Source organism: Nonomuraea solani (assembly GCF_900108335.1).
Taxonomy (GTDB): domain Bacteria; phylum Actinomycetota; class Actinomycetes; order Streptosporangiales; family Streptosporangiaceae; genus Nonomuraea; species Nonomuraea solani.
Map to the genome: position 1 here is coordinate 124,931 of NZ_FNVT01000019.1, position 13,501 is coordinate 138,431.

General features: G+C 71.9%; 16 protein-coding genes. 7 read left to right on the plus strand and 9 right to left on the minus strand.

Features of this window, described 5'->3' with window-relative positions; translation table 11 throughout:
* Nucleotides 1-5: 5 nt before the first annotated feature.
* From C4V41_RS45580 to C4V41_RS45605, 6 genes are all read right to left on the minus strand, one after another.
* Complete coding sequence (locus C4V41_RS45580) at nt 6-419, minus strand: TOBE domain-containing protein (RefSeq protein WP_103962287.1); 414 nt, start codon at nt 417-419, stop codon at nt 6-8.
* Between the two features lie 110 nt (nt 420-529).
* Nucleotides 530-1,795 (minus strand): MFS transporter, encoded by a 1,266-nt coding sequence (locus tag C4V41_RS45585; RefSeq protein WP_103962288.1) that lies wholly within the window; start codon nt 1,793-1,795, stop codon nt 530-532.
* Between the two features lie 80 nt (nt 1,796-1,875).
* On the minus strand, nt 1,876-2,526 hold the full coding sequence (locus tag C4V41_RS45590; protein WP_103962289.1) for a TetR/AcrR family transcriptional regulator: 651 nt from the start codon (nt 2,524-2,526) through the stop codon (nt 1,876-1,878).
* Nucleotides 2,523-2,783: an LbetaH domain-containing protein gene (locus tag C4V41_RS45595; RefSeq protein WP_200824680.1), complete on the minus strand. Its 261-nt coding sequence runs from the start codon at nt 2,781-2,783 to the stop codon at nt 2,523-2,525. The genes C4V41_RS45590 and C4V41_RS45595 overlap by 4 nt, the downstream gene beginning before the upstream one ends.
* Before the next feature lie 23 nt (nt 2,784-2,806).
* A complete protein-coding gene (locus C4V41_RS45600; RefSeq protein ID WP_103962290.1) occupies nt 2,807-3,763 on the minus strand; it encodes a Rossmann-fold NAD(P)-binding domain-containing protein in 957 nt (318 codons plus the stop codon).
* Nucleotides 3,764-3,822: 59 nt separating this feature from the next.
* A complete protein-coding gene (locus tag C4V41_RS45605; RefSeq protein ID WP_103962291.1) occupies nt 3,823-4,653 on the minus strand; it encodes an isocitrate lyase/PEP mutase family protein in 831 nt (276 codons plus the stop codon).
* 102 nt (nt 4,654-4,755) lie between these two features.
* Between C4V41_RS45605 and C4V41_RS45610 the strand changes: the two genes are divergently transcribed.
* The 3 genes from C4V41_RS45610 to C4V41_RS45620 all read left to right on the plus strand — a co-directional run bounded on the left by C4V41_RS45610 (nt 4,756) and on the right by C4V41_RS45620 (nt 7,293).
* Complete coding sequence (locus C4V41_RS45610) at nt 4,756-5,646, plus strand: LysR family transcriptional regulator (protein WP_160150618.1); 891 nt, start codon at nt 4,756-4,758, stop codon at nt 5,644-5,646.
* 138 nt (nt 5,647-5,784) lie between these two features.
* On the plus strand, nt 5,785-7,005 hold the full coding sequence (locus tag C4V41_RS45615; protein WP_103962293.1) for an MFS transporter: 1,221 nt from the start codon (nt 5,785-5,787) through the stop codon (nt 7,003-7,005).
* A gap of 78 nt (nt 7,006-7,083) precedes the next feature.
* On the plus strand, nt 7,084-7,293 hold the full coding sequence (locus C4V41_RS45620) for a hypothetical protein (protein ID WP_200824681.1): 210 nt from the start codon (nt 7,084-7,086) through the stop codon (nt 7,291-7,293).
* On the opposite strand, the gene C4V41_RS45625 is transcribed toward C4V41_RS45620, so the two are convergent.
* Nucleotides 7,238-8,632 (minus strand): MFS transporter, encoded by a 1,395-nt coding sequence (locus tag C4V41_RS45625; protein ID WP_103962294.1) that lies wholly within the window; start codon nt 8,630-8,632, stop codon nt 7,238-7,240. The genes C4V41_RS45620 and C4V41_RS45625 overlap by 56 nt on opposite strands.
* Before the next feature lie 159 nt (nt 8,633-8,791).
* On the opposite strand from C4V41_RS45625, the gene C4V41_RS45630 reads away from it, so the two are divergent.
* The 3 genes from C4V41_RS45630 (at nt 8,792) to C4V41_RS65595 (ending at nt 10,960) form a co-directional block, all read left to right on the plus strand.
* Nucleotides 8,792-9,667: a helix-turn-helix transcriptional regulator gene (locus tag C4V41_RS45630; RefSeq protein ID WP_103962295.1), complete on the plus strand. Its 876-nt coding sequence runs from the start codon at nt 8,792-8,794 to the stop codon at nt 9,665-9,667.
* Nucleotides 9,668-9,784: 117 nt separating this feature from the next.
* Entirely contained in the window at nt 9,785-10,729 is a 945-nt protein-coding gene (locus C4V41_RS45635) for an MBL fold metallo-hydrolase (protein WP_103962296.1), read from the plus strand.
* Nucleotides 10,730-10,831: 102 nt separating this feature from the next.
* Nucleotides 10,832-10,960, plus strand: coding sequence for a hypothetical protein (locus C4V41_RS65595; RefSeq protein WP_268808821.1), 129 nt, complete (start codon nt 10,832-10,834; stop codon nt 10,958-10,960).
* Between the two features lie 62 nt (nt 10,961-11,022).
* On the opposite strand, the gene C4V41_RS45640 is transcribed toward C4V41_RS65595, so the two are convergent.
* Complete coding sequence (locus C4V41_RS45640) at nt 11,023-11,658, minus strand: TetR/AcrR family transcriptional regulator (protein ID WP_103962297.1); 636 nt, start codon at nt 11,656-11,658, stop codon at nt 11,023-11,025.
* Between the two features lie 82 nt (nt 11,659-11,740).
* Here C4V41_RS45640 and C4V41_RS45645 point away from each other — a divergent pair, with 82 nt between their 5' ends.
* On the plus strand, nt 11,741-12,463 hold the full coding sequence (locus C4V41_RS45645) for an SDR family NAD(P)-dependent oxidoreductase (protein ID WP_103962298.1): 723 nt from the start codon (nt 11,741-11,743) through the stop codon (nt 12,461-12,463).
* A 61-nt stretch (nt 12,464-12,524) separates the two neighbouring features.
* Here C4V41_RS45645 and C4V41_RS45650 read toward each other — a convergent pair whose 3' ends face one another.
* The gene (locus C4V41_RS45650; RefSeq protein WP_200824682.1) at nt 12,525-13,466 is read right to left on the minus strand and encodes a LysR family transcriptional regulator; all 942 of its coding nucleotides are present in this window, start codon (nt 13,464-13,466) and stop codon (nt 12,525-12,527) included.
* Nucleotides 13,467-13,501 lie beyond the last annotated feature (35 nt).

Genomic DNA, 13,501 nt, shown 5'->3' on the forward strand with positions numbered 1-13,501 from the left:
GCTCCTCATACATGACCGGCCACGCGCTCGTGACCGGGAATCTCCACGACGACGTTGGTGGACTTGATCACGGCGACCGCCACCACCCCTACCTCCAGGCCGAGCTCGTCGGCGGCCTGACGGCTCATCAGCGACACCACTCTGAACGGCCCCGCGGCGATCTCCACCTGCGCCATCACCGCGTCGCGGATCACCTCGGTGACGATCCCGCGAAACCGGTTACGCGCCGAGGAGCGACCACCGTCGTCGCCGGTCTCGATCTGCGAACGGGCGAAGGCGGCCAGGTCGGCGCCGTTCACCCGCCGGTGCCCTTGCTCGTCGCGCTCGGCACCCAGCCTGCCCGCGTCGACCCACCGGCGGACGGTGTCAGAGCTGACCCCGAGCAGCGCCGCGGCCTCGCTGATCCGAAACGTCGTCACAAGCCCTCACCCTACCTTCCGCACATTCCAACCTGAATACCGGAATCCAGTCGCAGCCACGAGGTGATCCATGGCTTCCCCCTCGCATTCACAAGAGCGCGTGCCGTGGGTCACCCGTCCTCAGGACGTGGTGCGGTCCTCAGGGCGCGGGCGAGGACGACGGTGATGACGCCGGCCAGCACCACGGAGAGCAGTCCGACGCGCAGGCTGGTGAGGTCGGCGACGAGTCCGACGAGGGGCGGGGACAGCAGGGACCCTCCGCGCAGCAGCCAGCTCACGATCGTCAGGCCGCTGCCGGGAGGAAGGCCGGGCAGTTCGTCAGCGGTGTGCATGGCGGCGGGCACGAGGGTGGCGACACCGAGCCCGGCGAGGGCGAAACCGGCCAGCGTGCTCGCCACGGACGGTACGGCGAGGGCGGCACCCATGCCGACGGCGGCGAGGACGGCACCGGCGCGGGTGACGGCGCGCTGACCGAAGCGGTCCACGACGCGGTCGCCGGTGAGCCGGCCGACGGTCATGGCGACCTGGAGGGCCACGACGGCCAGGCCGGCGGTGGCGGCGCTGGTGCGCAGGTCACCGCTGAGGTACAGGGCGCCCCAGGACGCGCCGGCATCCTCGACGAGGGCCCCGCAGGCGGCCAGCATCCCGAGCGCGGCCAGCATCCGCACGGCGGAGCCCGCGAACCAGCGCCCACCCCCACCTGTGGCCTGGCCATCGGGCGCGGCAAGGCCCTGGGCCGAGTGATCGGCGGTGGTGGCGAGGTCCTCGGGTTCGGCGAGTCGTTCGGCGTTCTCGGGGCCGGGGAGCAGGAACCGGTAGGCGATGAGGGCGACGATGCCGAACACCGTCGCGGAGATGGCCAGGTGGACCGCGAGGGGAATGTCGAGGCCGGCGGCGGCTGAGCCCATCAGGCCGCCCAGGACCGCGCCGATGCTCCACACCCCGTGCAGCGAATTGACGATGGAACGCCGGTAGAGACGTTGGACCCGCAGGCCGTGGGCGTTCTGCGCGACGTCGACGATCGCGTCGAGAGCGCCGACGACGAACAGGGCGCCGCCCAGCGCGATCCAGTTCGGCGTGAAGGAGATGACCAGCGTCGTCACCGTGGTCACGACGATCCCGAACGCCGCCACCCGTGCGGAGCCGAGCCGGCGGATGGCGGCGCCGGCGAGCAGCCCGGCCAGCAGCGCGCCGATCGGGTAGCCGGCCAGCGCGGTCCCGAAGATGACGTTGCTCAGGCCGAGGTCGGCCTTGATCTGCGGGTAGCGCGGGACGACGTTGAAGAACACGGCGCCGTTGGTGAGGAACAGCGCCGCGACGGCGACACGGGCCAGGCGCGCCTCGCGGCCGGGCAGGGTGCGGGGGACGGCGGACATCGACTTTCCGATCACGTACGGGCGGGGGCGGGATCAGCGCAGGGACCGGGCGAATGGGCAGGGGCAGGCCCGCGCTGGCGTCAGCGCAGGTATCGGTGGATGGCGTGGCGGATCTGCTCGGGTGTCATCGGGTCGGTCGACAGGGCGCTGTGCAGGACGAGTCCTTCGATGAGCGCGTCCAGTTCGCGGGCGGTGGTGGCGTCGAAGTGGCGCTCCAGTGCCTGGCGGCTGCGTGCCATCCAGGCCTGGGTGACGGCCCGCAGGGCCGGGTTGCGCGCTGCGGCCGCGTACAGCTCCACGGACAGGACGAGGTCGTCCTGGGCGCCGAGCAGGTCGTCCGACACCAGGGCGATGACGGCCTCGACCGCCGCGTCACGGTCTGCGGCGGCGCTCAGACGCTCGTCGAAAACGCGCGCCACCGCGTCGGCGTGCCGGGTGAACGCCTCGGCCAGCACCTCGTCCAGGGACGTGAAGTGATAGGTCATCGAGCCGAGCGGCACATCGGCGACGCGGGCGATCTCCCGATGCGTCGTCCCGGCGACACCCCGCTCGGCGATCACGGTGAGCGCGGCATCGATCAGCCGATCCCGCCGCCCAGGATCATGCCGCCGAGCCCGCCGCGCACCAGCCGGCCGCGACCCGGCCGACGACGGCCCGGCCGCCTGAGAACCGACCGGCTGCGGGCCGGCTGGCTGAGGGCCGGGCGGCCGCGGGGCGGTGGGGGTGCTCATGCCGGGCCCGGTTCGATCGTGCGGATCACCCGGGCGGCCTCCCACTTCGCCCGGCGCAACTCCGGATCCACCGGATGCGTCGGCGTCATGAGCTGCGCGTTGGACCCGATGGTGATCGGTGCGACGTCCAGGGCGACGAGGCCGAAGCCGGCGAACGACCGCACGCCGACGCGCGGCGGCGGCCGGGTCTCCGTGCCCTCCCCGACCGCCCCCAGCAGCTCGGCCAGCGTCGAGCGGTCGTCAAGGCCGGGCTTCATATGTACGAGCGTACATAATGGGGCTAGGCGAGCGCCCGGAGCAGTTCGGCCTCGTCGGCGGCGGAGATGCCGGAACGGCTCACCACGTGCCCGGACTCGCGCTGCCAGGCGAGCGTGTCGCGAGCCGTGTCGGCGACCGGGCGGATGCGCAGCCCCGCGGCCAGCGTCGCGGAGGTGTCGCGCGCCATGAAGCCCGCGTATTCCGGCAACGGCAGCCACATCGGCAGCGACCGCTCCCCCATCCACGGCGCCACCTTCCGCTCGACGAGGAACTCCTGGTCGGCCCAGACCAGCTCCGGCTCCACCCCCACCCCTTCGGCGATCTCCGCCAGCAGCCTGCCCCTGCTGAAGGGCATGGAGCACCCGTCGTAGGGCCCCGCGAGCCCCTTCTCCGCCGCGTCGAGCGTCCAGGCCGCCAGATCGCGCACGTCGACGAACTGCACCAGGTCGTCGGGCGACCCGGGAGCCAGCACGGGCCCGCCGCGCGCCAGCCGGTCCACCCAGTAGGTGAGCCGGTCGGACTCGTCCTCCGGGCCCACGATCAGCCCGGCCCGTACGAGCAGCGCCTCCTCACCGGCGATCCGCTCGCACGAGACCTTGGCGGGCCCGTAGTTCGCCGGGTCGAACTCGTCGGCGTCGGCGGCCAGCGGCTCGTGGAGGACCTGGTCGGCCACCCCGAAATCGGCGTAGACGTTGCACGACGACACGAACGTCCAGTGACCGAAACGGCCCGCGAGCTCCGTGACCGCCCGTCGCACCAGGCTCGGATGCCTGGCGACGTCGATGACGAAGTCGAACGACCCCCGCACCGGCGCCAGCCCGCCGTCCTCGCCCCGATCCACCTTGACGAACTCCACACCCGGCGCCGGCTCGCCCGCGAGCCCCCGCGCCGCGCACACCACCTCGTGTCCGCGATCGCGGGCCTGCCGCGCGATCTCCTTGGACAGGAACTTCGTACCGCCCAGAACAAATGTCCGCATGGCCTCATCCTGGCCCACCCCGCCGCGCCACACCCAGCGTCTTCACTCCCAGCGCAAATTCAAGATCGAGGGCCGTCAAAGGCCCCGAACACGTCGGAGAGTTCGCTGAGCGAGGTCATCTCCCTCACGAACCCGAACCGCCCCTCCCGCATCTGCCGCGCGGCGCCGAGGAACGCGCCCATGGCCACCCGCGAGAACGCTCCCCCGATGCTCACCCGCCGCACCCCGGCCTCGGCGAGCTGCTCCAGCGTGATCGCCGGGTCGGCGAAGCCCATCACGACGTTGACCGGCCTGCCGACGGACGAGACCACCGTGCGGATCTCGTCGAGGGTGCGCAGCCCCGGCGCGTAGAGGACGTCCGCCCCCGCCGCCTCGAACGCCTGCAGCCGCCGGATGGTGTCGTCGAGCCCGGCGACACCGTACAGGAGGTTCTCGGCCCGCGCGGTGAGCACGAACGGGTACGGCAGCCCGCGCGCCACCTCGACCGCCGCCCGCACCCGCTCGACGGCGAGCTCGAAGTCGTAGATCGGCGAAGCCTTGTCCCCCGTCGTGTCCTCGATGGAGGCCCCGGCGGCGCCGTGCGCGCAGGCCGCCTCGATCATCTTGGCGGCCTCGGCGGGCTCGTCGGCGTAGCAGTTCTCCAGGTCGGCGTTCACGGGCAGCGGCGTCGCGTCGCAGATGGCGCGCAGGTTGTCGAGGACGTCCTGGCGGCCGGCCCGCGTACGGCCGAGGTGGTTGGCCACGCCCAGGCTGGTCGTGGCGAGGGCCTCGAAGCCGAGCGAGGCCAGCAGCCGCGCGGTCCCCGCGTCCCACGGATTGGGCAGCAGCAGCGGCTCGGGACGTTCGTGCAAGGCGCGGAAGGTGGTCGCCCTGGTCAGCTGATCGGTCATGTGCTCCCCCTAGGAGTCCGGGTGACCAGTTCACTCTCGTTCCGATCAGGGCAGTCGGCGAATGCATTGAATGGATCGTTGCCATCAGCAAAACTTATGGATATGACGCTCGATGAGGTCGAGGCCTTCGTCCACGTGGCCGAGCTGGGCGGGTTCACGGAGGCGTCCAGGCGGCTCGGCCGCTCCCAGCCCGCCATCAGCCGCCGCATCCGCGAGCTGGAGCGGTCGCTGGGGACGACGCTGTTCGAGCGGGCGGGCCGCCGCGTGACACTGACCGAGGCGGGGCGGGCGCTGCTGCCGTACGCCGAGACCGTGCTCGCCGCGGTCCGCGACGGCGAGCGGGCGGTACGCGAGCGGGCCGGCGGCGCCACGGCCCTGGGCCTCGCCATCGTCGGCACCCTGGCCGACTCGCACATCGTGGACGCGCTGCGCGCGTTCGAGTCCCGCTTCCCCGAGGTGTCGGTGGAACTGCGCACGGCGACGAGCCGCGAGGTCAGCGCCCTGGTACGCGGCGGCGAGGCGTCCCTGGGCCTGCGCTACTTCCCCGACGCCGACCCCAAGCTGGAGTCGATCCCGCTGGGCGCGGAGAGGCTCCTGGTCATCGTGCCCGCCGCGCACCGCGTCACCGCCCGCCGCCTGCCCGGCCTGCGGGCACTCGCGGGCGAACGATGGATCGGCTTCCCGCCGGAACGCGGCCAGCCCGACTCCTTCGGCCACCTCCTGGAGCGCGAGACGGCCGGCGCCTCGATCATCAGGGTCGACAGCCTCACCGCCCAGAAACGCCTGGTGCAGGCCGGTCTCGGCATCGCGCTCATGCCGCCCAGCAGCGTACGCGAGGAGCTGCGGATCGGCAGCCTGCGGGCGATCGAGGTCGACGGCCTGGACGCGCACCTGCCCGTGGTCGCGGTCCGCCGCAAGGGCGGCCACCAGGGCCGGCTCACGGCCGCCTTCCTGGAGGTGCTGCGGCACCACACCCCCGGACTCCGCGACTAGCAACCCGAGTTGCCTATATGAGGATTAGCCATGCGCGGCCTGGAGCCGGCCGCAGGTAGCCGAGGCGCTCGGCGTCTTCACCGATGCGCCGGAGACCGCGTTCCGCAAATAATAACAGCGCTGTTAGAATTCGGCCCCATGACCATCGCCGGCGCGCTGCTGGATGTGACCCCCTTACGCTCCTCACCACCGTTCCGGCGGTTGTGGATCGGCCAGACGCTGTCCGCGATCGGCGGCCAGATGGCGTTCGTCGCCGTGATGTTCCAGGTGTGGGCGACGACCGGCAGCACCGCGTGGACCGGCGCCGTCGGCCTGGCCTCGGCGCTTCCGCTCATCGTGCTCGGCCTCTTCATCGGCTCGGTCGTCGACCGCGTGGACCGGCGGCGGCTCTACCTGATCGTCACCGGCGGCCAGGCGGCGGGCTCGCTGGTCCTCGCCGGCCAGTTCCTCTACGGTTACCTGCCGCCCGCGGGGCTCCTGGTGATGATCGCGGCGCAGTCCTGCCTGGCCGCCGGCAGCGGTCCGGCGGCACGGACGTTCATCCCCCGGCTCCTGCCCGAAGACCAGCTCGCCGCCGGGCTGGCGCTGAACCGGATCGCGTTCCAGGGCGCCCTGCTGCTGGGTCCCGCGCTCGGCGGGCTGATCCTGGGCGGGCCGGGAATCGCCGCCTGCCATCTGATCGACGCGCTCACGTTCAGCGCGGCGATCTTCGGCGCCCTGGACCTGCCGCGGACGAACCCGGGCGGTGAGCCGGCCCGTCCCGGTCTGCGCGGCGTGCTGGACGGCCTGGCGTTCCTGGTCCGTACGCCCATCGTCCGGGGCGCGCTCCTCACCGACCTGGCCGCCACCGTACTGTCGATGCCGGTCAGCCTGTTCCCGCTGGTCAACGCCGAGCGGTTCGGCGACGATCCGCGCACGCTGGGGCTGTTCCTGACGGCCATCGCGGTCGGCGGGGTCGCCGCGTCCGTCTTCTCCGGGGCCTTCACCCGGCTCCCCCGGCCCGGCCTGGTCATGCTCGGCGGGTCGGTGGGCTGGGGTGTGGCGCTCACGCTGTTCGGGCTGTCCACCGATCCCTGGGCGGGACTCGCCTTCCTGGCCCTGGCCGGGGCCGCCGACACCGTTTCCGTAGTGTCCCGGAGCACCATCGTGCAACGGCACACACCGGACGAGTTGCTCGGCCGGGTCGGCGCCGCCGAACAGATCGTCGGGCGGGCCGGGCCCGACCTGGGCAACCTGCGCGGCGGGCTGATCGCGCAGGCCACCTCGGGCACGACCGCCCTGGTCAGCGGCGGGCTGCTGTGCGTCGCCGCCGTGGCCGCCGTCGGCCTGACCATCCCGGGCCTGCGCCAAGGCCGGTGACCTTCATCGGAGGAGCCGGGTGAGTTCGGGGAGCGTGTCCCGGACACCCCGGACGATGGCCGGGCGGGCGCCCTTGCCGTGCCGGAGCGCGCGAACGCCGTCCTGGACGCCGCCGGCTCGTCGGCCTCCCGGGCCCGGCTGTTCGGCCTCTATCTGCCGCGCGAGTTCCAGCCGCTGTACGACACCGACGACGCCCGCTACCTGCTGGGCCTGCCGAACCAGTTCGACCTGCTCAGCCCTTACTGGCCGGGCTGGTCCGCGAGCGCGGCAGCTGCACCAGGAGGGTGAGGACCGCGAGGACCAGGATGACGGCGACGCCCGGGTAGAGCTGGTCCAGCCGGGTGCCGGGCACGATCGCCGCGGTGACGACGGCCAGGCCGAAGGCGCCGCCGACCTGCAGTGAGCTGGTCAGCAGCCCGGAGGCCAGGCCCTGCTCGTGGTCGGCCACGCCGCTGGTGCCGGCGACCATCAGGGCCGAGATGCTGAGCGCGAAGCCCACGCCCCACAGGAGGGAGGCGGGCAGCAGGACGGTCCACAGGTCGGGCTCGGGGCCCATGCGCAGCATGAGCAGGTAGGCCGGGACGAACGCCACGAGGCCGGCGATCAGCACCTTCCGCACGCCGTACCTGTCGATGAGGGCGCCGAGCCTGGGGCCGGCGAGGACCACCATGAGGCCGGCGGGCAGCAGCACCAGGGCCATCTGCCAGGGCTGCCAGCCGTTGAGGTTCTGCAGGTAGAGGGCGAGCAGGAACTGGAAGCCCATGGCGCCGCCGTACAGGAGCGCGGCGCTGAGGTTGGCGGTGACCAGGGTACGGCCGCGCAGGATGCCCAGCCGGATCAGCGGCTGCTCCACGGTGCGCTCGATGATCACGAAGGCGAGGAGCAGCAGCCCGGCGAGGGCGAAGCCGCCGATCGTCCACGGCGACGTCCAGCCGGCGTCGGCGGCCGTGGTGACCGTGTAGACGAGCAGCAGCATCCCGGCGACCAGGGTCACGGCGCCGCCGAGGTCGAGCCGCGCCCGTCCGGCGCGCGGCGGGTCGGGCGGCAGGACGAGCAGCGCGCCGGCCAGCACCAGCACCGCGATCGGGATCGGCAGGACGAACGTGGCCCTCCAGTCCAGCGCCGCGAGCAGGCCGCCGACCAGCAGCCCGCAGGAGTAGCCGCACGCCTCGAACACGTTGAAGATGCCGAAGGCCTTGTTCCGCTGCGGGCCCTCGGGGAACGTCGTGGTCAGCAGCGACATGGCGGCCGGCGCGGTGAAGGCCGCGGCCATGCCCTTGACGAAGCGCGAGACGATCAGCAGGGCCGCGTCGTCGGCGAACACGCCGAGCAGCGACAGGAACGCGAACACGGTCATCGCGACCACGAGCACCCGCCGCCGGCCGAACAGGTCGGCGAACCGGCCGCCCAGCAGCAGGAAGCCGCCGAACGCCAGGATGTAGGCGCCCATCAGCCACTGCGCGGTCGCCGCGCTCATCCCGAGCTCGCGCTGGATCTCCGGGAGGGACACGGCGATCATCGAGTTCTCCAGCCCGTCGAGCAGGATCACGCCGCTGAAGACGAGCAGCGCGATCCACAGCCGGGCCGGCCACCGCACGGCCACTGGGGCCGCGCCGGGAGCGCTCATGACAATCTCCTCACATCGGTACGAGTGGTGCGGGAGACGAGACTGCCGCCGCGCGGCGCGGACACCCAGAGCCCTGTTCCGCTTACGTCCGCTGGTCCTACTCCTGGCAGGGTCAGGCTCGTGACCGGTCCCGGGCCTGCGATCAGCGAGAATGGGACGATGGAGGACACGGAGCGGCCCCTCGACCCGCGCGCCGAGCTCGGCGAGTTCCTGCGCAGCCGGCGGGCCCGGCTGCGGCCGGAGGAGGTCGGCCTGCCGGTCTTCGGGCGGCACCGGCGGGTGCCGGGCCTGCGGCGGGAGGAGCTGGCCCAGCTCGCCGGCGTGTCGGTCGCCTACCTCACCCGGCTCGAACAGGGCAAGGGCAACAACGTGTCCGCCGAGGTGATCGACGCGCTCGCCCGGGCCCTGCGGCTGTCGGACGCCGAGCACGAGCACCTCGGGCACCTGTTCCGCCACCAGCACCGGCCGTTCAGACCGAGAAAGCCGGTGCGGCCGCAGGTGCGCGGCGCGCTGCTCGACCTGCTGGCCTCGCTGGAGGCGGTGCCCGCGTACGTGACGGGGCGCTGCTCGGACCTGCTCGCCTGGAACGCGGCGGCGGCGGCGCTCTTCGGCGACTGGGACCTGCTGCCCGAAGACGAACGCAACTGGGCGCGGCTGGTGTTCCTGCGGCCGGACAGCCGCCGGCTGTTCGCCGACTGGGCGGCGAAGGCGGCCGAGGTGGTCGGCGCGCTGCGGCTGGACGCGGGCCTGCATCCTGACGATCCGCGGCTGTCGGCGCTGATCGGTGAGCTGTCGCTGCGCAGCGAGGACTTCCGCCACCTGTGGGCCACACACGACGTCAAGGAGACCAGCCACGGCACCCGGCGGCTGCGGCATCCGCTGGTGGGCGAGCTGTCACTCACCTTCGAGTCGATGCGCCTGCCCGACGACCCCGACCTCTGCCTGACCGTCTACCACGCCCGGCCGGGCTCGGCGGCGGCGGAGAACCTGCGGCTGCTGGCCAGCTGGGGCGCCGACGCGGCGGCCATGACCTGAGGCGATATCGCTTTCGCTATCGCTTCGGCGGTCATACCGGTATTGGACGCCACTTGATCGCCTCTGGTCTGCTGGGGCGGGAAAGTGCCGGGCGAAGTCGAAAGCAGGTATTCCCGCATGTCCTTTGTGCATCCGTCCCGCCGCGCCCTTTTGCTGGCCGGAGGTCTCGTGCCGCTGGCTGGACGCGAGGCGTCGGCCACCGCGCCCAAGAGCGCGAAGGAGCACTATGACCACGCCGCCCGGCTGGCCGGCGACGATCCGATTCTGCGCAACCTCGTCAGGGCCCTCACTCCCGGCGGCACGCCGCGGCCGGTGCAGCCGCCGGAGCCGCTGAAGATCTTCGACAACGTCGCGGTGGTGAGCATCGGCACGGTGTCGGCCACGGCGCTGCTCACCTCGGAGGGCGTCATCCTCATCGACGCGCTGGGCTCCCCGGACGACGCCGAGAAGGTCATCGTCCCGCAGCTCCGGTCGCTGGGCGTGGATCCGTCGAAGATCAAATACGTGGTGTGCGCCCATGGGCACAGCGACCACTTCGGCGGCGCCCGCTATCTCGCCGGCCGGTACAAGGCCCGGGTCATGATGTCCCCGGCCGACTGGGACCTCCTCGCCACCGACTCCCCGCCGGACGCCCCCGTACGAGACCTGGACATCGCCGACGGGCAGCGGCTGACCCTCGGCGACACGACGATCACCTTCCACCACACGCCGGGCCACACCTCCGGCACCATCTCGCCGATCTTCCCGGTGCGGTGGAAGGGACGGCGGCACACGGCGATGCTCCTGGGCGGCCTCAACCCGCCCCGCGCGACCGCGGACAAGCGCGTCCAGTTGTCCTCCACGCTCGCCTTCGCGGCGCGGATGCGGCGGGCCGGGGTGGACGTCGAGCTGAACAACCATGGGCAGGCCGACCAGGGGCTGGTGCGCATGGAGGAGTTGCGGGCGGGGGCGGCGAAGAACCCGTTCGTCATCGGGCGCGGGCGGGCGCAGCGTTTCATGGACGTCATGGCGGCCATGCTGCGCGGCCGCATCGCCACGGACCAGGAAGCCGCCGCGAAATAGCAGCTCCACTCGATACTCCACATTTTTCTGAAATATCCGGCCACTGCGATGGCCCGCCCTAGGGTGAATACCGGATATATCGGAGAATGAAAGGAAAAGAAGGTGAAACTCAGGCGTATCGCCGCGGGTGTGCTGCTGGGCGCGCTGTCCGTCGCCCTCTGGAGCCTTCCCGCCGGCGCCGACCCCCTGGGCGACGGCACCCGCGTCACCATCGTCGAGCCGAACCGGTAGAACGCATTCTGGCCCGCTTCCTGGAGCGGGCCAGAATTTCTTTTATGGTTTCCGAAGAAACGTCATGAGCACGCGCGCATGGCGTCCACCAGTTCCTCCGGCCGCAGCGGCGGTTCCGGCAGCGGATGCGCGGCCGGCGCGCGCAGGCCGTCGAGCATGAGGGCGAGATGGCGGCGCCACGCCTGGGGCCTGATTCCGGCGGTGGCCTCGACGGTGCGGGCGGTGCCCCACGTCACGAAGGCCATGTCCTCGAGGGTGCAGTCGGCGCGCAGCGCCCCGGACTCGCGGGCCCGTTCGATGATCTGTTTCATCAGCTCGTAGCCGCGCAGATGGGTCTCGGTCGGCGGCGCCTGCGGGCCGCGGCGGGAGACGAGGTCGTTGTAGCCGCGGTCGGCGGCCTGCAGTTCGCAGACCCGTTCCAGGAAGTGCACCAGGCCCGCCCACGCGTCGTCCATCGCCAGGGCGTGCTCGGCGATCCGCACCACGGTGGCGGCCCGGTCGGCGAAGACAGCCTCGACCAGGTCGGCGCGGTCGGGGAAGTGGTTGTACAGCGTGCCGCTGCTCACCCCCGCCGTCCGGGCGATCTCGTCGAGCGAGACGTCCAGGCCGCGCGCGCCGAACAACTCCCTGGCCGCCCCGATCAGCAGGTCGCGGTTGCGCTGCGCGTCCGCCCTCAGCCGTTTCGTACGCGTCGTCATGGAGCGATCCTACCTAAGTTGACCGTGCTCCCAACTTTCCCGTATAAGTTGGGACTACAGTCAACTTATTGAAGGAGCTGTCATGCCCCTCACCCTTGCGATCTTCGGGGCCGGTCCCGTCCTGGGGCTGTCCCTCGCCCGCCGCTTCGGCCGTGAAGGGTTCCGTGTCGCGCTCGTCGCCCGTACCAGCGCGAACCTCGACCGTCTCGTCGCCGAACTCGCCGCGGACGGCGTCGAGGCGGCCGGTTTCACCGCCGACGTGTACGACCCCGCGCAGATCGAGACCGCCGTCGCGGCCATCACCGAGCGGTTCGGCCGCATCGACGTCGCCGAGTTCAGCCCGGGCGGCGGCAACATGGGGGACGGCATCAAGGCCGTACTCGACGTCGACCCGTCCAACCTGCAGATCATCCTCGACCGCTTCCTGCTGTCGGGGGTCGCCCTGGTCAGGGCCGTGCTGCCGGACATGGTCGGGCGGGGCGACGGCGCGATCCTGTTCACGGCCGGGCAGTCGGGGATCCATCCGACGCCGTTCCTCGGCAACGCCGGTATGGCGCAGGCGGCGCTGCGCAACTACTTCCACAACCTCAACGGCGCGCTGGCGGACAAGGGCGTCTACGTCGGCGCCGTGAACGTCGGGGCGCTGATCGAGGGCAGCGTGCCCCACCAGGCCATCATGTCGGCCACCGAACCGCTCGGGTTCGAGCCGGAGGTGATCCATCCCGACGTGTTCGCCGAAACCTTCTGGCGGCTGTACGCCGAACGCGACCGACCGGAGGCCCTGGTCGGATCCTTCGGCCACTGAAGACCCACTGGCCCGAATGGTCCGGGGGCGGTGGCGCTGCTTGTGGCTGGAGGACCGGTCGTCAGTGGGGGTGGGTGAAGGCGGCGCGGTCGGCGTCCGGTAGCCACTGGTGACGTGGGTCGAAGGGGCGGAACTCGGCGGTGACGAAGTCGATGAGCCGGGACAGTACCGCGTGGTGGTTCTGGCGGTGGCAGAGCAGCGAGCACGGGTAGACGGGGGCCGGGCCGACGATCGGGATCTGGACGGTGCGGGGATGCCAGGGCAGCCGGAGCCCCTCCCCCGCGAACCCGACCCGCCGGCCCGAGCCGATCTCCTCGACGAAGTATTCCCAGCCGAAGTCCGGCCCCGTGGCGTCGATCTCGATGTCGAACGCGGCCTCCAGAAGCCGGTAGAACTCGGCCCACTCGCTGCCGGGGGCGTTGCCGGGCATCCAGACGGTCGTGCCCGACAGCCGTTCGATGGGCACCTCCGGCAGGCCGGCGAAGGGGTGGTCGCGGTCGACCAGCAGGTGCACCGGTTCGAGGTAGGCGGGCACGCACCGCAGGTCCTCGTCCGGCGTGCCGGTGAAGCGGGCGAAGGCGACGTCGACGGAGCCGTGGGCGATCGCGTCGCGGGCGGTCCTGAGCCCGTTGGAGGTGGTGATCTCGATGTCGACGCCCTCGGCGCTCTGGTGGAACGCCCGCACCAGGTCGACGGAGGACAGCCGGGTGTCCAGCACGTCGACCCGGAGTGAGCGCCGCCGGCCGCGCAGCACCTCCAGCGCCTGGTCGGCGATGCCGATGAGGGCGCGCGCGTGGTGCAGGAACGCCCGGCCGTCGGCGGTGAGCTCGGCCCCGTTGCGGGAGCGGAAGAACAGGCGCACGCCCAGGTCGGACTCCAGCCGGGCGATCCGCTTGGAGACGGCCTGCTGGCTGATGCCGAGCCGGGCCGCGGCCTCGCTGAAGTAGTGGTCCTCGGTGATGGCGACGAAGGCGCGGACCGTGCCGAGGTCGAGGTCACTCACATCTTCTGGTTGTGCTGTTTCGGTGTGTCGGTTGT

Excerpts from the sequence above, each read along its gene's own strand:
- C4V41_RS45595 (WP_200824680.1), bottom strand. The coding sequence starts at position 2,783 with ATGAAGCCCGGCCTTGACGACCGCTCGACGCTGGCCGAGCTGCTGGGG.
- C4V41_RS45585 (WP_103962288.1), bottom strand. The coding sequence starts at position 1,795 with ATGTCCGCCGTCCCCCGCACCCTGCCCGGCCGCGAGGCGCGCCTGGCC.
- C4V41_RS45635 (WP_103962296.1), top strand. The coding sequence starts at position 9,785 with ATGTCCTTTGTGCATCCGTCCCGCCGCGCCCTTTTGCTGGCCGGAGGT.
- C4V41_RS45590 (WP_103962289.1), bottom strand. The coding sequence starts at position 2,526 with ATGAGCACCCCCACCGCCCCGCGGCCGCCCGGCCCTCAGCCAGCCGGC.
- C4V41_RS45625 (WP_103962294.1), bottom strand. The coding sequence starts at position 8,632 with ATGAGCGCTCCCGGCGCGGCCCCAGTGGCCGTGCGGTGGCCGGCCCGG.
- C4V41_RS45610 (WP_160150618.1), top strand. The coding sequence starts at position 4,756 with ATGACGCTCGATGAGGTCGAGGCCTTCGTCCACGTGGCCGAGCTGGGC.
- C4V41_RS45645 (WP_103962298.1), top strand. The coding sequence starts at position 11,741 with ATGCCCCTCACCCTTGCGATCTTCGGGGCCGGTCCCGTCCTGGGGCTG.
- C4V41_RS45605 (WP_103962291.1), bottom strand. The coding sequence starts at position 4,653 with ATGACCGATCAGCTGACCAGGGCGACCACCTTCCGCGCCTTGCACGAA.
- C4V41_RS45600 (WP_103962290.1), bottom strand. The coding sequence starts at position 3,763 with ATGCGGACATTTGTTCTGGGCGGTACGAAGTTCCTGTCCAAGGAGATC.
- C4V41_RS45640 (WP_103962297.1), bottom strand. The coding sequence starts at position 11,658 with ATGACGACGCGTACGAAACGGCTGAGGGCGGACGCGCAGCGCAACCGC.
- C4V41_RS45630 (WP_103962295.1), top strand. The coding sequence starts at position 8,792 with ATGGAGGACACGGAGCGGCCCCTCGACCCGCGCGCCGAGCTCGGCGAG.
- C4V41_RS45615 (WP_103962293.1), top strand. The coding sequence starts at position 5,785 with ATGACCATCGCCGGCGCGCTGCTGGATGTGACCCCCTTACGCTCCTCA.